Raw genomic sequence first — 25,972 nt, 5'->3', positions numbered from 1 at the left:
ATGTTTAAGAACTATCTAAAAATTGCGTGGAGGAACCTTACCAAGAACAAGGCCTATACCGTCATCAATGTAGGGGGGCTTGCACTGGGCATGGCCGTGACCCTCATCATCGGTCTGTGGGTGAGGGACGAGCTGAGCCACAACAACTATTTTTCCCACAAGGACCAGATCGCGCAAATTTTCCAGTCGCAAACCTTTAATGGACAGACCGGGACCGGGCCTGCCATTCCCCGACCGCTGGAAAAAGCTTTCAGGGATGGGTATATGGACAATTTCAAGCATCTGGTGATGTCCTCCTGGAACACCTCCCAATATTTAAAATATAAGGAAACCAGTATTTCCCGGGATGGCAATTTTATGCAGCGTGATGCCCCAGAAATGCTCGACCTGAAAATCCTGAAAGGGGAAAAGGACGGGGTGAGGGAAATCAATTCCATCATGTTGGACGAATCCACTGCCAATGCCCTGTTCGGTGATGAAGACCCCATTGGAAAAACCATAGAGGTCAATAGCCAATATGATATGATGGTGACTGCCGTGTATGAGGACATTCCCTTCAACAACTCTTTTAACGATGCTCAATTCATCATGCCCTGGGATAAATATGTCTCGGTGAACGAATGGATAAAAAATGCCGAGGACCAATGGGGGAACAACTCCTTCCAAATGTTCGTACAGATTGCCGACAACACCACCATGGAGCGGGTAACGTCCACCATAAAAGATGTAAAGAAGACGCTCAACAAAAATACGGAGGAATTCAACCCACAATTGTTTCTCTTCCCCATGAAGGATTGGTACCTCCGCAGCAATTTTGAAAACGGGAAACAGGTTGGTGGCCGCATCAAATATGTTTGGCTTTTTGCCATCATCGGTGCTTTTGTACTCTTATTGGCCTGCATCAACTTTATGAACCTCAGCACGGCCCGTTCCGAAAAAAGGGCGAAGGAAGTGGGCATCCGAAAATCCATTGGTTCCCAGCGCCGTCAATTGATCAACCAGTTCTTGGGCGAATCCTTTTTGGTGGTGCTTTTCGCTTTTGGCATCGCCGTGCTCATTGTTATCCTGTCCTTGAACGGATTCAACAACCTCGCCAAGAAAGAAATGACGTTCCCTTGGAGCTCCGCAGGTTTTTGGGGAATATCCTTGGTCTTCATCTTGTTCACGGCCATGCTTGCAGGCAGTTATCCCGCCCTTTATCTGTCGTCCTTCAGGCCCGTGGACGTGCTGAAAGGCACCTTCAAGGCCGGGAAACATTCCGGATTGCCCAGAAAGATCCTAGTGGTAGTCCAATTTACGGTATCGGTGGCCTTTATCATCGGCACCGTAATCGTGATGCAACAGATCAATTACGCCAAGAACAGACCCATTGGATATGATAAGGAAGGCCTGATCCAGATTCCGACCATGAGCCAAGATTTCACAGGCAAATTTGAACTGATGCGGGATGAGTTCATCGCTTCGGGTGCGGTCATGGAAATGTCCACGTCCAGTGCCCCGACCACCAATATTTGGTCCAACCGAAGTGGCTTTGTCTGGGAAGGCAAACCGGAGGGTTTCCAAGAGGACCTTGCGTGGACCGAGGTCTCCCCTGAATATGCCAAAAGCCTTAACTTGAAGATTGTTCAGGGAAGGGATTTCTCCAGGGAGTTCCCATCTGACTCCAATGCCGTATTGATCAATGAGACCGCGGTCAAATATATGGGGCTGAAAAATCCTGTGGGCCAATTCATCAAAGATGATGATGAGGAAGATCCCAGACCTCCCTTGAAAATCATTGGGGTAGTACAGGACATGATTGCCCAATCGCCCTACGAGCCCATAAAGCAGGGCATGTACGTTTTCGACAAGTACAACAATGGATCCTTTTATAACCTCCGTTTGAACCCCAACCAAAGCGCCAGTCAAAACATTGCCATCATTGAGCGCGTGTTCAAGGAGCATTTTCCCAACATCCCCTTTCAATATGATTTTGTGGACGAGGAATATGGGGAGAAATTTGCTTCCGAGGTGCGCATCGGCACCCTTTCCGGCATCTTCACGGCCCTTGCCATATTGATCAGTTGTCTGGGCCTTTTTGGGCTTACTTCCTTTGTGGCCGAACAACGCACCAAGGAAATCGGTGTCCGAAAAGTATTGGGAGCCTCTGTTTTCAATGTCTGGAACATGCTTTCCAAAGACTTTTTGAAACTGGTGATCATCTCCTGTTTCATCGCCGTCCCCATAGCCTATTACATTATGAACGGATGGTTACAGGAGTATCCCTATCGTGTCATCTTGAAGTGGTGGATCTTTGGTCTTGCCATGCTCGGGGCCATGCTCGTCACAGTCATTACCGTGAGTTTTCAAGCCATAAAAGCCGCAAGGTCCAACCCCGTTAAAAGTCTGCGTACGGAATAAAAAAGAAGACATATGTTCAAGAACAACCTAAAACTCGCCTGGAGATGCATTCTCAAGAACAAACTGTTCTCGACCATCAATGTGATAGGGCTTTCCATTGGACTTTGCGCCGCCATGGTCATTGGGTCCATTGTGTACTATGATTTTTCATTTGATCGGTTCCATCCCGACAGTGATCGGATCTATAGGATCACCTCCTTGTTCAAATCCAATGATGCGGAGTTTTCCAACCGTGGGGTGGCCGTTCCCCTGATGCGTACCTTTCAAGAAGGTGTGCCTGGGGTAGAACTGACCGCCCCCTTCTTCAATACTTCATTTTACAAGGTTGAGAACAGGGAGGCCGACCTGAGTTTTAGGAACCCCGAAAACGCCATTCTTGCCGATGATGCCTATTTTGAGTTGTTCCAATACGAATGGCTGGCAGGGGAAAGTAAATCCGCCCTGTCTGAACCGGGTCAAGTGGTCCTCTCCCAAGAAAAGGCCCAAAGATATTTTCCGCACACCCAAATGGCGAACATTATCGGGCGCACACTGATCTATAATGATTCCATTCCCGTAAAAGTGACCGGGGTGGTAGCCGACTTCGAAAAGAAAAGTGACTTGACGTTCACTGAGTTCATGTCCCTAGCCTCTGCCAAGATGTTCGATAGAAAAGACGTGGCCACCAATGATGCTTGGAACAGCACAAGCTCTGGAGACCAGCTCTTTATTAAGGTAACCAATGGGGCCAGTCTCCCGGCAATCCAATCCAGATTGGATGCTTTGGCGTTGGAACACAAAAACACGGAGCCCTGGGCCGTCAATGATGAACGGTTGTTCGTTCTCCAGCCCTTGGCCGATATCCACTTTGGTGGAAAACATGGTGATTATCCTTTCAACAATTCAGATCATGTGGCCAGCATGACCGTTCTGAAGAGCCTTGCCTTCGTGGCCCTCTTCCTGCTGTTGCTGGGTTGTGCCAACTTCATCAATTTGACCTCCGCCCAAGCATTGACCAGGGCCAAGGAAATTGGTATCCGCAAAACTTTGGGGAGTTCAAAGAAGCAAGTGGTACGGCAGTTCTTGGTGGAGACATTCATCCTGACGTTGTTGGCCGCGGTGCTCTCCCTGGTCTTGGCACCCATGCTATTGCGACAGTTCATGGACTTCCTGCCCGAAGGTATCGATCTCTCGGTACTCTATAGCACAAAGGGTGCTGTGGGCATATTGGCGCTGATTGTCGTGGTGAGTCTTCTTTCTGGTTTTTATCCAGCCTTTGTAATGTCCAAGTTCAGGCCGGTTTTGGTCTTGAAAGGGCAGTTCAGTAAGGGAGACAAAGGGGTTCGCCTTAGAAAGACACTGACCATTTTCCAATTTGTCGTGGCACAGGTCTTTGTCATTGCCACCGTATTGGTCGGCAAACAGCTTTACTTTGTAATGAACAAGGACATGGGCATCAAAACCGATGCAGTGGCCTACGTGTACCTGCCTTGGAGCAATAATTCTGATGTAAAAAAAGAACGCTTGTTCCATCAAATTAAAGACATCAAGGGCGTTTCCAATGTAAGCTGGGGCAACAACCCGCCTACTTCCAATAATATTTCCTCTTCGATACTTACCTATTACAAGGATGGGGCGGAAATGCATCAAGAAACTGAATTCTTGTGGGGTGATCTTTCCTATTTAAAAACATACCAAATTCCATTATTGGCGGGAAGGGACCGCTTAAATGACACTATAATGGAGTATGTGGTGAACGAAGCCTTTGCAAAGGCCTTGGGGTTTCAAAATGCTCCAGAAGTGGTAGGGGCCACTGTTAAATTGGACACCATGAGCATTCCCATTGTGGGCTTGATGAGGGATTTTAACCAACGCTCCCTACGGTCCACTATCAAACCTATGGCGCTTACGGGTGATTGGGGCAATGGCGGATACTCGAATTTCCGAAGCATCCATTTTGATCTGGGCAAGGATACGGGACAGTGGGCAAAATCCATTGGGGAGATTGAAAAAACATGGGCCTCTGTGTTTCCCGATGAAGAGGTGGAAATTGAATTTATGGATGAGACCGTGGAAGGTTTTTACAGAAGGGAACGCAGCACCATGCAATTGCTAAAATGGGCCACGGGCCTCGCCATTATCATCAGTTGTCTCGGACTTTTGGGATTGGCTGTCTATACCACGGAACGAAGGGTAAAGGAAATCGGGGTACGCAAGGTCCTGGGTGCCAATTTGGCCCAACTGAACCTATTGTTGTGCAAGGAATTCTTGCTCTTGGTCGGTATCGCCTTCGTTATTTCCGTGCCCATTTCGTGGTACCTCATCCAGGATTGGATGCAAAGTTTTGCCTATAAGACCTCCATCAGTTGGTGGGTATTCCTTTCCAGCGGACTGGGAATGGTGGTAGTGGCCCTGGCCGTCATTGGCACAAGGACCTATAGAGCGGCCAATATCAATCCTGTGGAAAGCCTAAGAACAGAATGACATTCATCAAAAACTAAACGATATAAAAATGTTGGGTCTAAAAACATATCTCCGACACCTCTCCAGGAACAAAATGTACACGGCGGTTACCGTTTTGGGGTTCGCCCTGTCGCTCACCTTTGTATTGCTCCTTGGTGTTTATATCCAAAATGAACTGTCCGTTGACAATTTTCATGAAAATAGGGATAGGATCTATCGCCTGGAAAATGAAACGGTGGACTTTTCACCCCCCATTGCCACGGATCTTAAGAACAGTTATGCTGAAATCGAGGATTTTACAAGGGTATGTAATGTCTCTGGACGAATCTCCCAAACCGATGGCCAAAAAGTAAAGTTTGATTATCTGGCTGTTGATCCGGGCTTCTTCAAGATGTTCTCCTTTCCCTTGATCAAGGGTGAAGCTGATAATGTACTCCAGACCGAGGACGGTATTGTCCTGTCCCGATCGACCGCCCTACGACTGTTCGGCTCCATCGATGTCATTGGCCAATCGGTTTTCATCAATACGCAGCATAAGTTCACGGTCACGGGTGTCATGGAAAACTTTACGGAGAATACCCATTTCATTGAGCAAGATGCGCTGGTCAACCTAAAGGCATTAAAAACCATTTGGGGCTTTGAGAACATCATGGAGGAATATGGTTGGTGCTCTATCAGTATTTATTTCATGGCCCAACCCAATGCCAATCTTCCCGCAAAAGCCCCACAGATACTGAAAAATTTCAAAAAAGATTTTTGGCTCTACAAAGAGGGCTGGGCAAGCACGGTGGAGTTCACCCCTCTGAAAGAACTGTATTTTAGCAACAAGGCCGGCAATGCAACAAAGAGCAACAGCAAGACCATGATCATCATTCTATCGGCCATTGTATTGATCATTTTGTTGTTGGCGATTGGCAACTATATCAACCTCACCATCGCCCAGGCTACCTTTAGGGGGAAGGAAGTGGCCGTGAAAAAACTGTTGGGAGGGTCCAAGAAAAAACTGATCCGCCAGCTAGTGGCGGAATCCTTCGCCTTGTGTTTTGTTGCTGTTTTGCTCGCCCTTTTGCTCGCCAAATTGTTGGAGCCTGCCTTGAATTCCCTTTTGGAGACCCATTTGGACCTCAACCAGGCCCTAACCATTTCCAATGTGCTTATGGCCCTGGGCATGCTGCTTTTGATCGGTTTTATCTCGGGTATTGTCCCTGCTTTGAAAATTTCGAGCTTCAAACCCATTGAAGTGGTCAAGGGTGAATTGCGGACCAAGGCCAAAAGTGTTTATGCCAAAGCCTTCATCACCTTCCAATATACCGTGGCCATTTCCCTTTTGGCCTGTAGCTGGATCATTCTAAAACAGACCGATTATCTCAGAAGCAAGGATTTAGGGTTTAACAAGGACAATATCGTCCATCTGGAATATTTGGGCGGTACCACCCAAAAAAAGGCCATTGCGGACGAGCTCCTAAAAATTCCTGGTGTAAAGGGGGCTTCCTTGACCTGGCAAAGTCCTTTGAGCGGGGGCAGCAACCAAACGTTCGATTACGAAGGGAAATCTGTCAGCTTTCAGGAATTTGCAGTGGATTCCGCGTTCTATGATGTCTTCAACATCGAAGTGATGCCCACCGATGTGGCCTACGCTCCCAATGGGGTCGTCCTCAACGAAGCCGCCCTAAAAGAGTTGGGGCTCACGGACAAGCCTGTTTCCTTTAAAATGGAAGAAAGGGACATTCCCATTTTGGGGGTGGTCAAGGATTTCAATTTTAAGCAATTGCGCAGCAATATTGGCCCCCTGATGATGCACCAACAATCTCCAGAGCGCTTTGTTGACAACATCTTCTTGAAGATTGACGGAAAAGGAATTGTAAGCACCATCGACCAGATCAAGTCCACTTATGCCGGGATTGTGGGCGATGTGGAATTTGATGTCCGATTTGTGGACGAGACCATAGACCAGTGGTACAAAAAAGAGGAGCGCACCGGAAAAATTATCAGCTACTTTACCTTTTTGGCAGTCGTCATCTCTTCCATGGGCATTTTGGCCATGGCCACTTTCTATATGCAGCAGCGGAAAAAGGAAATCGGGGTGCGTAAAGTGAACGGGGCCACCATTGGCAAGGTGATGGTACTCCTGAACAAAGATTTTGTGAAGTGGGTGGCATTGGCCTTCGTGATCTCCGTGCCGCTCTCTTGGTACGCCATGAACAGATGGTTGGAGAGCTTTGCCTATCAGACCAATATGGACTGGTGGATATTTCTCTTTGCGGGAATGCTGACCTTATTTGTGGCCTTGCTTACCGTGAGTTGGCAAAGTTGGAGGGCGGCCAGTGCCAATCCAGTGGAATCATTGAGAAGCGAATAAAGAAAACATCAATCTAAAAAATGGAAAAATCATGTTGAAGAACTATTTTAAGATCGCTTGGCGAAACCTTGTGAAGAACAAGGTGTATTCCTTCATCAATATTTCGGGGCTGAGTTTGGGCCTGGCCTGTGCGATGTTGATCATTCTCTATGTCAAAGATGAGGTGAGTTATGACAGGTTCCATAAGGATGGAGAACATATTTATCGGATTGTAAGCCAAAACTTTAATGAAAGTGGTGTCCCGGATGGTATGAACTCCAGTACCGGCTTTCTACAAGGGCCAAGGTTTGCAGAGGACATTCCGGACATCAAGGAATATGTGAGGATACAAAGTGCCAGAAGGGATGTAAAGATTGGGGCGGAGGTCGTTTCCCGAGATCTGCATTATGTTGATCCCAATTTCTTTTCCATGTTCACTTTCCCGGTAATCTCAGGAAATCCCAAGACCTGCTTGGCCGAGCCCTTTTCCGTGGTCATTTCGGAAGAGCTTGCCCTTACCCAATTCGGCACTACCAATGTGGTGGGCAAGACCATGATGTTCCGCGACAATGAGGATTTTGTTCCCTATACCGTGACGGCCGTATCCCAAAAAAGTCCACAAAACTCCTCCATAAAATTTGACATGCTCCTGCCATTGCAGGTTAGCGAAAAGGACCTTGCCAACAATTTCAATTGGTTCAATTCTTTCTTGAACACCTTTGTTTCCTTGAGGCCCGGGGCCAATGTGAGCTTGGTCAATGACAAAATGCAGGACTTATATTTGGCGCACTCTGCCAAATCGGCAAAAATCATCAAAGAGCAATATGGGAACAACAGATTGCCCCCGAAACACTTCCTACAGCCTTTTACGGACATGCACCTCAACAAGGAGCTCCCTGCCCAAAATGGGTTGACGGATGCCAGCAATCCCACTTTTTCCTATATTTTATCGGGCATTGCACTGTTCATTCTGTTGATTGCCTGCATCAATTTTGTGAACCTGACCGTGGCCCGTTCCGTAAGACGGTCACAAGAAATCGGTATCCGAAAAGTGGTTGGAGGGAAAAGAAAACAACTCGTGTTCCAGTTCTTGGGAGAATCCTTCTTGCTGTGCTTTTTTGCTTTTACAATGGCCATTCTTTTGGTGCAACTGGCCTTGCCCATTTTTAATGGTTTGGCCAACAAACAATTATCGCTCTCCTTTTTGTTCGATGTCAAATTGGTACTGGGATATGTAGCACTGTTTGTGATTACAGGCGTATTGGCCGGGTTCTACCCTGCCCTTGTCCTTTCAAGGTATAGTCCTGTGGATACCTTGTACAGCCGTTTTATCCTCTCCGGAAAAAACTACCTTCAAAAATCCTTGGTGGTGCTTCAGTTTACCTTGGCCTCTTTGTTGATCATATGCACTTTTGTGATTTATGAACAGTTCAACTTTTTGACCACCCAAGAACTGGGTTATGATGATACTGATCTGGTGTTGTTGCAAAAAAATAATTTGACACCTGATGAATTTGACACTTTCAAAGCCCGTCTTGCCTCCCATGGAAACATATTGGACGTTGCAGGTAAAAATGCCGGTTATTGGTTTACGGTTGCCAAAGTGGGAACGGACAAACAGATAGATTTTGCCAATGAAACGGTAAACCAGTCCTACATCCCCACTTTGGGCATACAACTAAAGGAAGGCAGGAACTTTTCCGAGGACCATCCCTCGGATGCCACACAATCCGTTTTGGTGAACGAGGCCTTTGTGAAGGAAGCTGGGTGGAGCGATCCCATCGGCCAAACAGTGGATTTCTGGTACAATGATGAAAAATATACCGTGATCGGTGTGGTAAAGGATTATCATTACGAGTCGCTCGGCCAGACCATCCGGCCACAGCTCTTTACCATGAAACCATCCTATGACCTGGGGATGCTGTACATAAAAATTGCCCCGGGAAGTGCCACATCATCCATAGCGGACATTGAAAAAGTGTTCAAGGACATGTTCCCTTTTGATCCGTACAGCTACCATTTTCTGGAAGACCAGAACTATCAAAGCTATGAGGCCGAAGCGAAATGGAAACAGATCATGCTGTTCAGTGCCATTCTCACCATCTTTATTTCCTGCATTGGCCTGTTCGGTCTATCTGTGCTCTCCGCCGAAAAGCGGACCAGGGAAATCGGGATCCGAAAAGTTTTGGGTGCTTCCATAAACAATGTGGTCGCCATCCTTTCCAAGGATTTTATAAAATTAGTGTTGGTCGCCCTTTTGATATCCATACCTGTCGCATGGACCATCGCCAATAAATGGCTGGAAAACTACCCTTATCGGATCCAACTGGGCTGGCAGGTGTTCGCCATTGCCTCCCTATTGGTCATTCTCATAGCGTTGTCCACCATCAGCTTTCAGTCCATCAGGGCCGCTGTGGCCAATCCATCGGACTCATTGAAAACACAGTAAATTGTTCAAAAATAGATAAAGTAAAAAAACGGAAATCATGTTAAAGAACTATTTTAAAATTGCTTGGCGAAACCTCATTAAGAACAGGATCTTTTCCCTCGCCAATATCCTAGGCCTTAGCTGCGCCTTTGCCGTGGCCATTCTCTTGACCATGACTGCCCTTTTTGAGCTTTCCTTTGATCAATTTCACGAAAACAAGGATTCTGCGTATCAGCTATACCTTTCCAATCAAACCCCAAGAGGCCCCGAGATCAGTGTTTCAAACCCGGTTCCCTTGGCCCCGGCCCTTTTAGAAGAGGTATCGGGCATCAAGCATATTGCACGGGCCGTGAGCGAGGATGTACTGGTGACCTACAATGCCAAGGAACTGAGCCTGGATGCCGAATATGTGGATCCTGCATACTTTGAGATCTTTACCTATCCGACCCTTTTTGGAAACGCCAAGAACCCGTTGCCGGAAAAGAACACTGTCGGAATTTCAGAGGAAACGGCCCAAAAAATATTTGGAACCACCGACAATGTGATCGGCAAGATCATTTCCCTTAAAATGGGAAGGGACGAACAGCCCTTTACCATTGCCTCGATACTGGCCGAGACCCCAAAGAACAGCAGCGTTGACTTTGAAATTGTGGTGCCGTTCGAGAGCCATCCCGATTACCTGTCCAACAAAGACGTGTGGGACTCCCAGTTCCATCCGATATACCTCCAACTGGAAAAAGGGGTCTCTGTGGCGCAATTTGAAAAAAATACGATTCCCTTCACGGCCCTTCACTATAAGGGAAGTATAGAAAGTGAAATCCGCGATGGTGCCGTTCCGGATGCCGAAGGAAGGTATAAACAATTCCATCTGATGCCCATTACCGACAGGCATTTTGCCTCGTACATGACCGGGGTCGCCAAAGTGGACCGCATTTTCCCTTATATGATCTTGGGGATAGCCTTCGTGATCATTTTCATTGTAAGTGCCAATTTCATCAACATGAGCATTGCCCTCAGCGAAAAACGATTGAAGGAAATCGGGATGCGCAAGACCTTGGGCGCCATAAAAAAACAACTCTTCTTCCAGTTTTGGATGGAAAGTGTCTTGGTCTTTGTCGTATCCGTGGTATTGGGATTGGTGGCGAGCAATCTGCTCTTGAATCCATTCAAGACCCTTTTTAACACCAAGGCTTCATTTTCAGATGTTACCCAACCCAGTGTGATTCTGCTTTTCATGCTAGCGCTCTTCATCATCACGTTCATTGCAGGAGGGTATCCCGCCCTTTTGATGAGCAAATTGGGCACATTAAAGGCCCTTAAGGGAAAATTGGAGGTGGGTAAGAACCGTCTGCGCAACAGTTTGATCGTTCTTCAATTTGTCATAGCCATCATCCTCATCAGTGGGACCTTGGTGCTACATAGCCAGATTGAGTTCATGCGCAATAAGGATCTGGGTTATAACAAGGAACAGGTGGTCTCCATCCCTCTGAACGGAAAAAAGAACAGTTACAGTGTGGTCAACCTCCTTCGCGACGAGCTCAAGGGCAATCCAGATATCCTGGGCGTTTCCGGCGCCGATAACAACTTGGGGCGTGGACGTGACGGGAGCCAATCCAGTAGCATGATGGGTTTTGATTACAAGGGAAGGGGAGTGATCACAAATGCCCTGACCGTGGACTATGACTATACAAAGACCTTGGACCTACAACTGGTTTCCGGGCGTGCGTTCGATAGGGATTTTGCCACGGACAGCCTCAGTTTGGTCATCAACGAAACCATGGCAAAACAACTTGGGGACGAGGACCCGCTTTCCATTCGCATTCCCATGGATGATGGTGCGGTAACCTATTCGGTGATCGGGGTCATCAAGGATTATCATTTTCAAGATATCAGCAAGCAGATAGAACCCTTGACCTTGTTCATGAACAAAGATTGGGACCTATACTATGCCTATGTGAAAGTAGCCCCTAAAAATGTGGCCAAATCCTTTGATGCCATAAAAACCGCTTGGGGGAAAATTGAACCCCAGGCCGAATTTCTAGGGTCTTTCCTTGATGAGAACGTGGACCGTACCTTCAGGCGTGAAAAAACCATGGCAACCATTGTCTCCAGTGGAAGTGTCCTTGGCATTTTATTGAGTTGCATCGGCCTCTTTGCCATTTCCATGTTGGTGGTGGCACAGCGTACCAAGGAAATTGGGGTACGCAAAGTGGTAGGAGCCAGTGTTTCCTCCGTGGCCCTATTGCTCACCAAAGATTTTTTAAAGTTGGTGGGCATTGCCTTTGTGATCGCCACCCCCATTGCCTGGTACTTTTTGAATGAATGGTTACAGAACTATGCTTTCCATGTTACATTGAGTCCCTTGTTCTTTATGGGCGCTGGTTTTTTGGCAACCCTCATTGCATTCATCACTGTGGGTACCCGAACTGTAAAGGCCGCGTCGGCCAATCCCGTAAAAAGTTTACGGACCGAATAGGTCAAACTGAATTGAAGAGATATACCAACAAATCAAAAAAAGAAAACCATGCTTAAGAACTATCTGAAAATTGCTGTAAGGTATCTTCTTAAGAACAAACTGTATTCTATTATCAACATCTTCGGTCTGGCCGTGGGTATAGCTTCATTTGTTCTTATAATGCTCTATGTGAATTATGAAAAGAGCTATGATACATTTGAAGGTTCTGAAAATGTGTATAGGACATATATGGATTACCTTGAAGGTAACACGTATGTGCCGGGTGATGCAGCAACTTATAATGCATCCGGTCCCGCTTTAAAGGAAATGTTTCCTGAAGTAGAGAACTATGTACGGTTTTACTATTTTGAAAAATTGACTTTTAAAGTAGGGGAAAAAATATTGGAGCAGCCATTGGGCTCTTTGGTGGACCCTTCCTATTTCGAGATATTTAATTATCCGTTGTTAAAGGGAAATACTAAAACAGCTTTAGCAGAGCCCAATTCCATTGTGCTTTCAAAACCATTTGCCCAAAAACTTTTTGGGGATGAAAACCCCTTGAGAAGAACAGTTTCTGTCTTTGAGGATGGCAAAGAGACACAGCTTATGGTGACTGGTGTCATGGAAGATGTTCTCGAGGCCACGCATTATAGAAATTCGTTCCTCATTTCCTTTGAGACCGAAAAAACGTTGACAGATTTTGGACCAACAGCCCATGAGCTGAATTGGAACATGAACAACTATTATACGTATCTGAAGTTGGCCCCCAATACCAATATTGATGTGCTACGTCAGAAAATAATTGACAGTGATATTGAAAAAAGTGAAACCGAAAGGCATAATATAGAACCGATCCAAGATATTCACTTGTATTCCGATAAGCCCTATGAAGTCGCTGTCAACGGTAGCATTCTTAGAATAAAGTTCTTAACGGCCATCGCATTTATAATCCTTGTCCTTTCTTGGTTGAACTATGTCAATCTTTCGACGACAAAGTCTATGGAAAGGGCAAAGGAAGCGGGCATTAGAAAAGTTGCCGGTGCAAAAAGGTCGCAGCTCATCGTCCAATCTTTAATGGAATCCATACTCCTCAACTTTTTTGCCATGACCATTGCCCTATCATTGGTTTTTGGTACACTGCCCCTATATAACAGCATTACCGGAAATGAGCTCAACCTTGATTGGGAAGCTCTTCTGAAATTTGCCCCCTATTTTATTTTTATTTTGTGCGGCATAATCCTGGCTGGACTTTACCCTGCCTTCTTGCTCAGTAGATATTCGCCGGCCAAAGCATTGAAAGGGAAGGTGAAGGCTTCGACAGAGGGCATTGGGTTGCGGAAAGGACTTATCGTTACACAGTTTTTTGCTACCATCGTCCTGTTGACAGGGACATTCATTATCACCAAACAAATCAATTTTTTGGACAATCAACCCATTGGTGCCGATGTTGGCCAAGTCATAGCCCTGCACGGCACAGTGGTTTCGACCAAGTCGGATTCTTTGGTCAACAATGATTTTAGGGTTTTGAAAGAGCAATTGGAGGGTTTTCCTTTTATTGAGAAGACGGCCATTTCCGAAACGTATCCTGGGGACAGTTTTGACAATCTGTCCTCGACCCGTGGAGTTTTTTTGCCAGACGGAAAAAATGACAGAGCAAATATTTTCTACACCTATCATGCCCAACCGGATTATTTTGACTTGATGGACATTGAGTTTTTGGCGGGGGGGACCTTTGTCCGGAATTCCAGTTTCGAGGGAAATCAGATTGTAGTAAACGAGACATTTTTAAAAACCATGGGAATTTCATCCCCAGAGGAAGTATTGAACAAAACAGTCAGGTTCTGGGGGAACAATGAATGGAAAGTTGTGGGGATTATCAAGGACTATTATCACTTCGGGTTGAAAAGCCCGATATTGCCAATGATCATCAGATATCAGGACAACATGAGCAACCTATTGATAAAACTTGATAAGTCCGCGACATCGATTGCCGGTCTGGAATCTGCGTTGGACCAAGTTGAAAACAAATGGCATGAAGTTTTTCCCCAAAGCACATTCGACTATACCTTCTTGGACGAAAAGTTTGAGGCTCAATATGAGCAGGACAAGGCATTTGGGAAAGCCTTTCAGATTTTCACCATACTTTCCATTCTCATAGCATCATTGGGTCTTTTTGGTCTTACGGCCTATACCGTTGTTCTGCGAAAAAAGGAAATAGGCATAAGAAAGGTGAATGGTGCCACAATAACACAAGTACTAACCTTATTGAACAAGGATTTTGCGAAATTGTTGGGGTTGGCCTTCCTTATTGCCATACCATGCTCATTATATGTGATGAACCAATGGTTGGAAGGATTTACCTATAGAACAAATTTCAGTTGGTGGATATTCGCCTTAGCGGGAACGACTGCGCTTCTGATCACTTTTCTGACCGTAAGCTGGCAAAGCTTTAAAGCTGCTATCGCCAATCCGGTAGAATCATTAAAAGATGAATAAATACAACATACTATGCTTTTACAACTCAACAACTTGTTCAAATGGGTCAACTCCGGTGGCCAACGTATTTTTTTATTGAAGGACATCAACCTCGAAGTGGAGGAAGGAGAGTTCATTTCCATCATGGGCCCTTCGGGTTCCGGGAAATCCACTTTGCTCAACGTCATCGGGATGTTGGATGCCTTTGATGAGGGCGAATACCACTTTCTGGATGAATCCGTCCACACGCTGAAGGAAAAGCATAGGGCCAACCTGTACAAGGAATACATTGGTTTTGTGTTCCAGTCCTATCATCTGTTGGATGAGCTTACGGTAAAGGAAAACCTAGAAATGCCCTTGATCTACAAAAATTTCAAGGGTTCGGAGCGAAAGGCCATGGTGGCCGATATGCTGGACCGTTTCAGCATTGTGGGCAAAAAAGACCTTTTCCCCTCCCAACTGAGCGGTGGCCAGCAGCAATTGGTGGGCATTGCACGGGCGCTCATTTCCAATCCAAAGTTGATTTTAGCCGATGAACCAACCGGAAACCTTAACTCCAAACAGGGTGAGGAGATCATGGACATCTTCAAGCAATTGAACGATGACGGGGTGACCATAATCCAAGTGACCCACTCGGAGAAAAATGCGGAATATGGCAGCAGGGTCATCAATCTTTTGGATGGAAGGATGATTTGATTAAAAAAGTTCAAGTTCAAAAAAGGGCATTGATTTTTGGACTTGAACTTACCGAGCCAAATCAGCCAGTTCCTTGCCCACAAGGCTACCCAGGGCCACTCCCATGCCGCCAAGACGCACCCCGCAGAAAACGGAATTGGAAATTTGCTTGACTATTGGGGTCTTGTGGCCCCCAACTCCCATGATGCCGCTCCATCTGCGGTCTATTTTTACCGGCTGATGGGGCAAAATCATGTTGTGGAGCAGTTCCTCCAGTTTGGCCTGAATGGTCTGGGTCTGTCCAAATTCCATGGTTTCTTCCGTTTTGAAATCGAGGTTGCGGCCCCCACCAAAGAGAACCCGGTCATCAATGTTCCTAAAGTAGTAGTACCCTTCGTCAAAATGGAACGTACCCTTGATCTTTAGATCTTTGATCGGTTCCGTGATCAAAACTTGGGCACGTGCCGGCCTTACGGTTTCGGTCTTCAACAATTTGGAAGCAAAACCATTGGTGGCCACAAAAACCTTTCTGGTCGTGAACTGAAAATCGGGGGTTACAAGAGTGGCTCCATTGCCCTGTTCCAACAACTCCTCCACTTGTATCCCATTTAAAATGGGAATCCCTTTGGAAAGGCACTTTTGGATGAGTGCATGCATCATCTTGCCCGTATCCAATTGTCCCTCAAACTGATGGGTGATATATTTTTCGCGAATATGCCCAAATCCAAAGATATTCCCAGTGACCACAAACGGGTTTTTCCCAAAAACGGGTTGGAGCAGTCGGTTCAAATGCTCCATTTGTTCCAAACAGTTTTCGTAGAGTTCAGGATTGTTTTCCGCAAAAAGTTCATGCCCTCCCCTTTGCTCGAAACCGATGGTCTTATCTCCCAAAAGTTGCCGAAGGTTATGAATGCCCTCCCAGCGTTTCTGTACGAGGTTCACCACCTCTTCCTTGGAATGTGACCTCAGGTCGGACAATACTTCGGAAATGCTCCCGAAACAGGCAAACCCTGCATTTTTGGTACTTGCCCCTTGGGGCAAACTGCCCTTTTCCAACACCAAAATCTTGCTCTTGGGGTATTTTTCCTTGAGTTGAAGGGCACAGCTCAGGCCGACGATGCCACTACCAATGATGGTGAAATCCACATTGGAGAACCAGGTCTTATATTCCCAATAGCTCAGTTCCATAAAGTAAAAACCCCGATCAGATCGGGGCTTGTATTATTAATGATTGTCTTGATATTTTGGATCCATCTTGAACCCTTCCATGAATTTGGTGGTGTAATTACCCGCCAAATAATCCGGGTGGTCCATCAACTGGCGATGGAACGGAATCGTGGTCTTTATCCCTTCTATCACAAACTCGTCCAGGGCCCTGCGCATCTTGTTGATGGCCTCTTCCCTAGTTTGGGCCGTGGTAATCAACTTGGCGATCATGGAATCGTAGTTGGGCGGAATCATATAACCGCTATATACGTGGGTGTCCAAACGTACCCCATGCCCACCTGGAGTGTGTAGGGTCGTGATTTTTCCCGGGGATGGCCTAAAGTCGTTATAGGGATCCTCCGCATTGATCCTACACTCGATGGAATGCAATTTTGGATAGTAATTTTTTCCTGAAATCGGCACACCTCCCGCTACCAAGATCTGCTCCCGGATCAAATCATAGTCCACAACTTGCTCTGTGATCGGGTGCTCTACTTGGATACGGGTGTTCATCTCCATAAAGTAGAAGTTCCGATGTTTGTCCACCAAGAACTCAATGGTTCCCGCACCTTCATATTTGATGTATTCCGCGGCCTTTACTGCTGCTTTTCCCATTTCTTCCCTTAGGGAATCGGTCATAAAGGGTGAAGGGGTCTCCTCGGTCAATTTTTGGTGCCTACGCTGTACGGAACAGTCCCTTTCGGACAAATGACATGCTTTTCCGTACTGGTCTCCCACCACTTGAATCTCGATGTGTCTGGGTTCTTCGATGAGTTTTTCCATGTACATGCCCCCATTGCCAAAGGCAGCAGTGGCTTCTTTTACGGCACTCTCGAAGTTTTTCTCCATTTCGTCCTCAGACCAAATGGCACGCATTCCTTTTCCTCCACCGCCGGCAGTGGCCTTGATCATTACGGGGTATCCCATTTTTTTGGCCTCTTTCTTGGCATGGTCCACATCTTTCAGCAGTCCTTGGGAGCCTGGTACGGTGGGTACACCGGCTTTTTTCATGGTTTCCTTGGCCGTGGCCTTGTCGCCCATTTTGTCTATCTGCTCTCCAGATGCCCCGATGAACTTGATATCGTGCTCGGCACAGATCTTGGAGAACTTGGAGTTTTCGGAAAGGAAGCCATATCCCGGGTGGATGGCATCGGCATTGGTGATTTCCGCTGCAGCTATAATGTTGGGGATCTTCAAATAGGACTCGCTACTTGGCGCGGGACCGATGCATACGGCCTCATCCGCAAAGCGCACATGAAGGCTCTCCTCATCGGCCTTGGAATATACCGCCACGGTCTTGATGCCCATTTCCTTGCAGGTACGTATGATCCGTAGTGCTATTTCCCCCCTGTTTGCAATCAATATTTTCTTGAACATAGAATACAATTTTAAATTCTGGATTCTAAATTTTAAATGGTTTTAAATAACTAACAATTAGTCACTTAAAATTTAGCATTTAAAATTATCTATGATGGGTCCACTAGGAACAATGGTTGGTCAAACTCCACTGGGGAAGAATCATCAACCAATATTTTGACAATCTTACCTGAAACCTCGGATTCAATATCATTGAAGAGTTTCATGGCCTCGATGACACAAAGCACATCTCCCTTTTTAATGGATGTACCTACCTCAACGAAAGCAGGTTTATCAGGGGATGGTTTTCTATAGAAGGTCCCTATGATGGGGGATTTTATGGTAATGTATTTTGAATCATCTGACTTGGGTGCGGCTTCCGAAGCGGGGGCTGGAGTACTTGCCGCAGGGGCTGCGGCCATTGGAGCTGCTGCTGGGGCCTGTGCCATTGGAATTTGCTGTACAATGGTGGTTTCGGGATAATTTGAGTCTCCTCCGGTGCGGATGGTGATCTTAAAATCTTCCATTTCCAACTTTACCTCACTGGCACCCGATTTGGCCACAAACTTGATTAAATTCTGAATTTCCTTAATGTCCATCGAATATGAATTTGTTAGTTGCGTGATTTATGAATTATAGGCCCATTTCAAATAAATGGATCCCCAAGTGAATCCTCCTCCAAAGGCGGCAAATATAAGGTTGTCCCCTTTTTTTAATTGCTTTTCGTAATCATACAGCAACAAGGGCAGGGTGGCCGATGTCGTGTTTCCATAACGGTCAATGTTGATCATGACCTTTTTGGGCTCAACACCCATCCTATTGGCCGTGGCATCTATGATCCTCTTATTGGCCTGGTGCGGCACCAACCATTGCACATCTTCGTGGGTTAAGTTGTTGCGCTCCATGATCAATGCGGAAACATCGGCCATGTTGGAAACGGCAAACTTGAAAACGGACTTTCCGTCCTGGTACACATAATGTTGTTTGTTCTTCACGGTCTCTTCGGAAGCTGGCAATATGGAACCGCCTGCATCTATCTTCAAAAACTGTCGTCCTATCCCGTCCGAACGAAGGTATTCGTCCTGAAGGCCCAAACCTTCTTCATTGGGTTCAAAAAGTGCTGCGCCCGCACCGTCCCCAAAAATGATACAGGTGGTACGGTCCGTATAATCAATAATGGAGGACATTTTGTCCGCCCCTATCACCAATACTTTTTTATACCTGCCGGACTCGATATAACTGGCCGCTGTTGACATTCCGTACAAAAAACTGGAGCAGGCCGCTTGCAGGTCGTAGGCGAAAGCGTTTACCGCTCCTATCTCCGAGGCCACATATGCTGCCGTGGACGCGACCGGAAGATCGGGAGTTGCCGTTGCCACCAGTACAAAATCAATCTCGGACGCATCTATCCCCCTTTTTTGGAGCAGATCTTCCGCGGCCTTGATGGCCATGTACGATGTGCCTGCATTCTCCTCTTTTAAGATTCTCCTCTCTTTGATCCCTGTTCTCGTAGTGATCCATTCATCGTTGGTATCTACCATGGTTTCCAACACTTTATTGGAAAGAACGAATTCTGGAACATATCCTCCTACAGCTGTAATTGCTGCTGTTGTTTTTTTCATTGTAGCCTCTCTTTTTTTGTCAAAAACAATGGTATTTGACCCAAAAGCGGTGAAAATTAGTCATTTTATATGACTTTCCCGTCAAAAATGCCCCGTTTTTGGTGTTAATAATGGACCATAAAAAAACTCCCGCTGTCTTGAAACGGGAGTTGGTTTATTTGGTGGAGTTTGCGATTAGGCCGCAGTTTCTTCCTCCGTTTTGTCAATCAATACCTGACCTCTGTAGTACAATTTGCCCTCATGCCAGTGGGCTCTGTGGTACAAGTGCATTTCACCTGTTACAGAATCTTTGGCGATGGTCGGTGCCACTGCTTTGTAGTGGGTTCTTCTCTTGTCCCTTCTGGTCTTCGATGTTTTTCTTTTAGGATGTGCCATTATAAACCTATTTGTCCGTTAGTAACTTTTTTAAATCGTCCCATCTGGGATCTGTTTTGTCCGTTGGTTCTTTTTTCTCTTTTGGCTGCAGCTCTTCGAGCTTTTCCAAGATGTCAGACTTCAACGTTCCATCCACAATACCGGGATGTACCCGTTTCTGTGGAACGGCCAAAACCAACATTTCATAGATATACTGTGCAACATTGATCTGGTATTCTCCATGGGGTATGATCAGGATTTCATCGTCCTCATCATTATATTCTTCCCCAAACTTGACAACGAGGTGCAAATCTGAGCTGATGGGCTGGTCATAGGGCTCTCCCGTCAGGTCGCAATCCACATTCACCGTTCCCTTGGCCTTGATCTTGAGCTCCATCATGGTGCTCATCTTTTCCAAGATGGCTTTTACCTGGATTGAAGCTCCGTTAAACTCTTGGTAGTCAAAAGATTCAAAGAACGCATTTTCAATCTCGTACACAAATTCATGTTTTCCCAGCTTCAGACCTGAAAAAGGGATATTAAACTCTTTCAGCTTCATCATTTCTACACTTAAGGTTTGTGTACCAGCCTCTAAAGGCGGGTGCAAAGATACTACTTATTTGCAAAACTGCAATTCCATAGCAAACAAATATCACTTCAGGGCCAACTTTTTAGCTTGCCCGTCTTGTCTTTTGCTTTTGCAATGGGTTTTTGGTCAATTCCAGATATTCGGTCCTGTTCCTGAATACCTGTATCGCGGTGAACACGGCTTCCTTGAACGAACTCTCGTCGGCCTGTCCCTTTCCTGCAATTTCATAGGCGGTCCCGTGGTCGGGCGATGTGCGTACCTTGTCAAGTCCTGCCGTGTAATTGACCCCTTTTCCAAAGGAAAGGGTCTTGAACGGGATCAACCCTTGATCGTGGTACGCGGCCAAGATCGCATCAAAGTTCCTATGGGTGTTGGAGCCAAAGAAACTGTCCGCGGAATAGGGCCCATAGACCAGCGTACCCTTGTTGAACAGTTCTTGGATGGCCGGTTTCAGGATCTTGTCGTCCTCTTCCCCAATGGTGCCATTGTCGCCACTATGTGGGTTGATGCCCAATAGTGCAATCTTGGGTCTTCGGATGCCAAAATCCATCTTTAGGGATTTTTCCATGGTCACCACTTTATTGCGGATCAATTTTGGGGTTATGGCCTGCGCCACATCCTTCACTGCTATATGGTCCGTCAACAATCCTACGCGCAGCGAATCGGCCACCATGAACATCAGACTCTCGCCTTTGAGCTCTTGGGCCAAAAAATCGGTATGGCCGGGAAACTTGAAGTCCTCGGCCTGGATGTTGTTCTTGTTGATAGGGGCCGTCACCAAAACATCTATGGCGTCCTCTTTCAGCGCCTGCACAGCGGCCCTCAGCGATTGTATGGCGTAGGCGCCCCCTTCTTTGGTGGCCTGGCCATATTCGATCTGGGGGATTTCCTTCCACACGTTCACAATGTTGATCTTTCCCTCTACGGCCTGCGAGGCATCCCTTACCCCGTTGAAGGTAAGGTCTATCCCCAAATCGTTCTTTTGCTGGGTTATGGTCTTGTTCGACGCGAATATGATCGGGGTGCAAAAATCCAACATCCTTGCATCCTCAAAGGTTTTCAACACCACTTCGCATCCAATTCCGTTGATGTCCCCAATGGAGATCCCCAATCTTATTTTTTGACTTTCTTCCATAAAATCATTGCCGTTATGGCTATTTTTGCATTACAAAACTAGTCAATTAATAAGACACATGTTCACAGGGATCATAGAGACTTTGGGGAAAGTTGAAAAGCTTGAAAAAGAAGGGGGCAATTTGCACCTCACCATTTCTTCGGATATTACATCGGAACTGAAAATAGACCAGAGCGTGTCCCATAACGGGGTGTGCTTGACCGTGGTTTCCCTTAACAACGACCAATATACGGTGACGGCCATAGAGGAGACCCTGAACAAGACCAATCTTGAGGAACTTACCTTGGAAAATGAGGTGAACTTGGAACGCGCCATGGTGCTCGGCGCCCGTTTGGACGGCCATATCGTCCAGGGCCATGTGGACCAGACCGCTGTGTGCACTTCTATCGATCAGAAGGACGGCAGCTGGGTATTCACCTTTCAATATGACCCCAAATTGAACAACGTCACCATTGAAAAAGGATCCATAACCGTGGATGGCGTGAGCCTTACCGTGGTGGATTCCGAGAAAGACCATTTCAGTGTGGCCATCATTCCTTATACATATGAACACACCCGGTTCCATACCTATAAAGTAGGTACCACCGTGAACCTGGAGTTTGATGTGGTGGGCAAATATGTGGCGAGGCTTCTGGAACTTCGAAATTGATCGGGGCTCTTTTCCCAATCCCATCACCTATCATTCCCTCGGCCGACTGTCTGGAATTTCACTCGAACTGACGGTTTTGACCCAAGAAGTCTTCAAAATGTAGATGGAATCACGACTTGTTTTTTTGGGTTACTTTTGTGAACGATCAAAAAATCTGCATGTTTCTTTCCGCTTTCACCGAAATTTCCGTGGCCGCTTGGGTCATGGCCGCCACAGCCGTTTTCCTGATGGGTATTTCCAAAGCAGGGCTCAAGGGCATGTCCATCTTCAATGTGACACTAATGGCCCTTGCTTTTGGATCTAGGGCATCTACAGGTCTTTTTATTCCTTTGCTCATTGTGGGCGATATGTTTGCCGTGGTCTATTACAACCGGCACACGCAATGGAAATACATCCTTAAATTCATTCCCTGGATGATCGCGGGCATCCTCATCGGGGTGCTTATCGGAAAGGATTTGCCCGAAAGGGAATTCAAATGGGGCATGGTGGTGGTCATTTTCCTCAGTTTGGGCCTGTTGTTGTGGTGGGACAGGCGAAAGTCTGAAAGCGTACCTTCCCACTGGGTGTTTGCAGGCTCCATGGGGGTTATGGCGGGTATTTGCACCATGATCGGAAATCTCGCAGGGGCCTTTACCAATATTTTCTTTTTGGCAATGCGCCTGCCCAAGAACGAATTTGTGGGCACTGCGGCCTGGCTGTTTTTCATCACCAACCTATTTAAGCTGCCCTTTCACATTTTCGTCTGGAACACCATTTCCGCGGAAAGCCTATTGATCAACCTAAAATTGCTCCCCGCCATTTTTGTTGGGCTTTTTCTAGGTGTTTTCCTGGTGAAAAAAATCAACGAAAAAAATTACAAGCGATTTATTTTGGTGGTGACGGCAATTGGTGCCATAGCAATTCTTTTTAGGTAATCTTCAATTATAAAAAAGGCTGTCCAAAATGTCATTCTGAATGTAATGAAGAATCTTTTAGCTATTCGACATTCATCAATTAAGATTTTCGACTGGCCCTTCGACTTCGCTCAGGGTAACAGCTCAAAATGACAATTCGATCACTTTTTGGACAGCCTTTACCTTTTGGGTTTCTTTTCCTTATTCCGAAGCAGCTTCGTAAATCGCATTGAAAATGAGCTTGTACGTACCACGGGGTTGTGCCCTAAACTGCGGCCTGAAGGCAAACAGCACACAAGAGCCCTTGCCATATTTGGTCTTCACCAAGGCTGGCTTTTTCGCAATGTACCTTTGTTCTCCCAAGGCCCATCCGCTCATGAGCAGGTCCTTGGCGGCATAGGTGGCGATCACCTCGACTTCGGGGGCCGGGGCATCCTTGATGTCCTCTTTTCCTCCTTCACCGGTCTTGCTTTGCTTGTCTATGGTAAATGCCCTACTCCTATTAAAAGAAACGGCAACAGTGTCCTTCATGCCAAAAGCAATGGGATGCGACGTGTCTATCCCCGTTTTGATGAGCGATCCCGGAATAAAGAAATCCTTGCTATCTGCACCTTCCGTGGCATCCCGCAAGGGCAGTCCAAACTGCTCGATGACAAAATCACTGGCCTCGTCAAAAGCGATCAGGGTGCCCCCGTCCTTCACATAATTGCTCAGGGCCATGGAGCCATCCAAGCCCATTCCTCCCGTAAATTTTTCGGGCATGTCCAAAACACTGTTCCCATGGAGCATGGATTTAGGTCGTTGGGACGGTAAAATGATGGCGTCATATTTGGACAGATCTACGGTCTTGATATCAACATCATGCAAGGTGTCCATGTCAAAGGCGTATTCATCCATGACAAAGCGGGTCCACCCTTCATCCATATTGGACACCCAAGATTTGTAGAGCCCTACTTTGGGCAGATGGATCTTGGTCAACTGGACCTCTGGTCTGGCAGCCAATCCGGTAAACTCCAGACCATATTCTTTGGCAAGGGACTCCACTAGCACATCATCCCCAGAAACGACAAAAGACCCTGCCGGGAATGTCAATTTCCCAGCCTTGAACTCGGTCATGGCCTTGAAGGCCGTTCCCCCTGCTTTCAGTATTTTATTGGTAGCGGCCACTGAGGCGTTGGTGTTCACGCTAAGGGCATATCCGAAGGAGCCGCTCTTTGAAATACTTCCTTCATAGTGGTCGACTTGTGGGGTAGAAATCTTTTCTGTCGGGGCCTCGAAGGCTTCCTTGATCTTGTCCACATCGACCCCCATCTGCATGGGCAAGGTCCATCCGGCCAAATCATAAGGGGTGTCCGGAGGCCCTCCAGGATATTGGAAGCGTGTTGGGTAGTCCTGCTTTTCCATCAGATCCAAAAGATAAGGTCTGAAGGCTTGGCCTGCATAGATCACATAGGTGCCTTTTTCATATTTTTTGCCATTTACCGTGAAATCTTTGGTGGCCTTTTCGATTTCGATACCCCCACGCAACAACACGTTCACCAAATTTACGGCCTCAAAGGAGTCCCATTGGTTCTTGTCGATGATATAGGCAAAGGGGCCCTCCGTCTTGCTTTTCTCAATAGCGGATTTGCCCATTTTATAGATGTTGTGCAGGTAATTCTCTTTTCGGTCCGCAGCCAGGTCCAACGTGGCCCAAGTGGCTGTCAACATATAGTCCACGGCATCCCTGAAGTGCGACTCACCGCCCTTCCATGGGTCTGGGTACATAATGTCCGTACCGTCCGTGGGGGTGCCTCCGGCAACGGTCTTGGGCAATTTTTCTGGGTCGTAAAACCTTGGTGTGGGAGTGGTGTGTCCGGTTTCGGTGAGGATTCCGATCATGTTGTGGTAATAGGGAACGGTGCGTCCACCCCCATTCCAGAACATGGTGTACACATTGTCCGCAATGGCCCCTGGCATGTTTTCCAATGAAAAACGCTTGGTCATCGCCGAACCCACCTCGCTTACTGCAGCAGTGACCGCCGGGTGTATCTTGGGGTTTACCGGGTCTGCATAGGGCGGAAGGGAAATCTTCGTCCAAGCTGGGGAAGATTGGTGATGGTTGTACACAATCTGTGGGTACCATTCGTTGTAGAGGATTTTGGTGACATTGTAGGTTTCCGGCATATTGTTCATGAACCAGTCCCTATTGTTGTCGTGCCCCATATAGTAATGGTACAGTACCGGGGGGCGGGAGGTTTCATAGGGTGTGCCCATGTTCTTTCGGTACCAGTCCACCACAATGTCCAAACCATCGGGATTCATCACGGGCATAAGTAATGTGATCACATTTTCACGGATGTTCTTCATTTCCGCAGTTTCTGAAGTGGCCAAAGTATAGGCCAGTTCGGAGGTCATCTGTCCATGTGCGAGTTCGGTGGAGTGCATTCCTCCATCGATCCAAACAATGGCTTTTCCTTCTTGCGAGAGTCTTGCGGCCTCTTGGTCGCTCACCGATGCCCTGGCCAATTTGGTGCTGATGTCCTTCCACTTGTCCAATTGGGCAAGGTTTTTCTCGGAGGAAATGAACAACAGGTACATTTTTCGCCCCAGAACAGTTTCCCCTATTTCGATTTTTTTGACACGGTTGGAGGTATTGTCCAATTGGGTCAGGTAATCTTCTATCTGGGCATAATCCGCCAGTTTGTAATCGTCTCCCACCCTAAATCCATACACATCTTTGGGGGATGGGACTTTCTGCGCCATGGCCAAAGAAGCGCAGGCTAGAAAAAGTACTGCGGCCAACAGTGCTTTTGGCATCTTGCTTTTTGATATCATTTTTTGAATTAGTTTGAATTTTGTTGAAAATTAAGGATTTGTAGGGAGGAAATTGAACGATTGTAGTTTGAATTCCCCATACCCTCGCTTTTTTTGATGGGTTAAATGCAAAGAGCCTCCCGAACAGGAGGCCCTTTT

At 46.7% G+C, this 25,972-nt stretch carries 17 protein-coding genes; 9 read left to right on the top strand and 8 right to left on the bottom strand.

Going from position 1 to position 25,972, the window contains the following annotated elements:
• The 7 genes from D2V93_RS03045 to D2V93_RS03015 are packed head-to-tail and all read left to right on the top strand — an operon-like array spanning nt 1 to nt 15,234.
• On the top strand, nt 1–2,400 hold the full coding sequence (locus D2V93_RS03045; protein ID WP_119618340.1) for an ABC transporter permease: 2,400 nt from the start codon (nt 1–3) through the stop codon (nt 2,398–2,400).
• A gap of 12 nt (nt 2,401–2,412) precedes the next feature.
• A complete protein-coding gene (locus tag D2V93_RS03040; protein WP_119618339.1) occupies nt 2,413–4,863 on the top strand; it encodes an FtsX-like permease family protein in 2,451 nt (816 codons plus the stop codon).
• A gap of 28 nt (nt 4,864–4,891) precedes the next feature.
• Entirely contained in the window at nt 4,892–7,201 is a 2,310-nt protein-coding gene (locus D2V93_RS03035; protein WP_119618338.1) for an ABC transporter permease, read from the top strand.
• Between the two features lie 31 nt (nt 7,202–7,232).
• Nucleotides 7,233–9,629: an ABC transporter permease gene (locus tag D2V93_RS03030; protein ID WP_119618337.1), complete on the top strand. Its 2,397-nt coding sequence runs from the start codon at nt 7,233–7,235 to the stop codon at nt 9,627–9,629.
• A 37-nt stretch (nt 9,630–9,666) separates the two neighbouring features.
• Nucleotides 9,667–12,084 (top strand): FtsX-like permease family protein, encoded by a 2,418-nt coding sequence (locus D2V93_RS03025; protein ID WP_119618336.1) that lies wholly within the window; start codon nt 9,667–9,669, stop codon nt 12,082–12,084.
• 48 nt (nt 12,085–12,132) lie between these two features.
• Nucleotides 12,133–14,559 carry an ABC transporter permease gene (locus tag D2V93_RS03020; RefSeq protein WP_119618335.1) on the top strand — a complete coding sequence of 809 codons (2,427 nt, stop codon included), beginning with the start codon at nt 12,133–12,135 and terminating at the stop codon, nt 14,557–14,559.
• Between the two features lie 12 nt (nt 14,560–14,571).
• Entirely contained in the window at nt 14,572–15,234 is a 663-nt protein-coding gene (locus tag D2V93_RS03015; RefSeq protein WP_072876386.1) for an ABC transporter ATP-binding protein, read from the top strand.
• A 48-nt stretch (nt 15,235–15,282) separates the two neighbouring features.
• Here the strand turns inward: D2V93_RS03015 and D2V93_RS03010 are convergent, their stop codons facing one another.
• The 7 genes from D2V93_RS03010 to pdxA all read right to left on the bottom strand — a co-directional run bounded on the left by D2V93_RS03010 (nt 15,283) and on the right by pdxA (nt 21,475).
• A complete protein-coding gene (locus D2V93_RS03010; RefSeq protein ID WP_119618334.1) occupies nt 15,283–16,401 on the bottom strand; it encodes an NAD(P)/FAD-dependent oxidoreductase in 1,119 nt (372 codons plus the stop codon).
• Nucleotides 16,402–16,437: 36 nt separating this feature from the next.
• Nucleotides 16,438–17,796, bottom strand: a complete 1,359-nt coding sequence (gene accC / locus D2V93_RS03005) for an acetyl-CoA carboxylase biotin carboxylase subunit (RefSeq protein WP_072876390.1) — start codon at nt 17,794–17,796, stop codon at nt 16,438–16,440.
• Nucleotides 17,797–17,885: 89 nt separating this feature from the next.
• On the bottom strand, nt 17,886–18,374 hold the full coding sequence (gene accB / locus D2V93_RS03000) for an acetyl-CoA carboxylase biotin carboxyl carrier protein (RefSeq protein WP_072876392.1): 489 nt from the start codon (nt 18,372–18,374) through the stop codon (nt 17,886–17,888).
• A 27-nt stretch (nt 18,375–18,401) separates the two neighbouring features.
• Nucleotides 18,402–19,397, bottom strand: coding sequence for a beta-ketoacyl-ACP synthase III (locus tag D2V93_RS02995; protein WP_119618333.1), 996 nt, complete (start codon nt 19,395–19,397; stop codon nt 18,402–18,404).
• Nucleotides 19,398–19,571: 174 nt separating this feature from the next.
• Nucleotides 19,572–19,772: a 50S ribosomal protein L32 gene (rpmF, locus tag D2V93_RS02990; RefSeq protein ID WP_072876398.1), complete on the bottom strand. Its 201-nt coding sequence runs from the start codon at nt 19,770–19,772 to the stop codon at nt 19,572–19,574.
• Nucleotides 19,773–19,779: 7 nt separating this feature from the next.
• The gene (locus tag D2V93_RS02985) at nt 19,780–20,313 is read right to left on the bottom strand and encodes a YceD family protein (RefSeq protein WP_119618332.1); all 534 of its coding nucleotides are present in this window, start codon (nt 20,311–20,313) and stop codon (nt 19,780–19,782) included.
• 109 nt (nt 20,314–20,422) lie between these two features.
• A complete protein-coding gene (pdxA, locus tag D2V93_RS02980; RefSeq protein WP_119618331.1) occupies nt 20,423–21,475 on the bottom strand; it encodes a 4-hydroxythreonine-4-phosphate dehydrogenase PdxA in 1,053 nt (350 codons plus the stop codon).
• A gap of 58 nt (nt 21,476–21,533) precedes the next feature.
• On the opposite strand from pdxA, the gene D2V93_RS02975 reads away from it, so the two are divergent.
• Entirely contained in the window at nt 21,534–22,124 is a 591-nt protein-coding gene (locus D2V93_RS02975; RefSeq protein WP_119618330.1) for a riboflavin synthase, read from the top strand.
• Between the two features lie 158 nt (nt 22,125–22,282).
• The gene (locus tag D2V93_RS02970; protein ID WP_119618329.1) at nt 22,283–23,038 is read left to right on the top strand and encodes a sulfite exporter TauE/SafE family protein; all 756 of its coding nucleotides are present in this window, start codon (nt 22,283–22,285) and stop codon (nt 23,036–23,038) included.
• Nucleotides 23,039–23,218: 180 nt separating this feature from the next.
• On the opposite strand, the gene D2V93_RS02965 is transcribed toward D2V93_RS02970, so the two are convergent.
• Nucleotides 23,219–25,816, bottom strand: coding sequence for a M14 family metallopeptidase (locus D2V93_RS02965; protein WP_245978075.1), 2,598 nt, complete (start codon nt 25,814–25,816; stop codon nt 23,219–23,221).
• Nucleotides 25,817–25,972 lie beyond the last annotated feature (156 nt).

Origin of the sequence: Flagellimonas taeanensis (genome assembly GCF_003584105.1) — a bacterium.
Lineage (GTDB): Bacteria > Bacteroidota > Bacteroidia > Flavobacteriales > Flavobacteriaceae > Flagellimonas > Flagellimonas taeanensis.
Note: the sequence above shows the minus strand (reverse complement) of the source record. Positions and strands in the feature narration are given on the sequence as shown.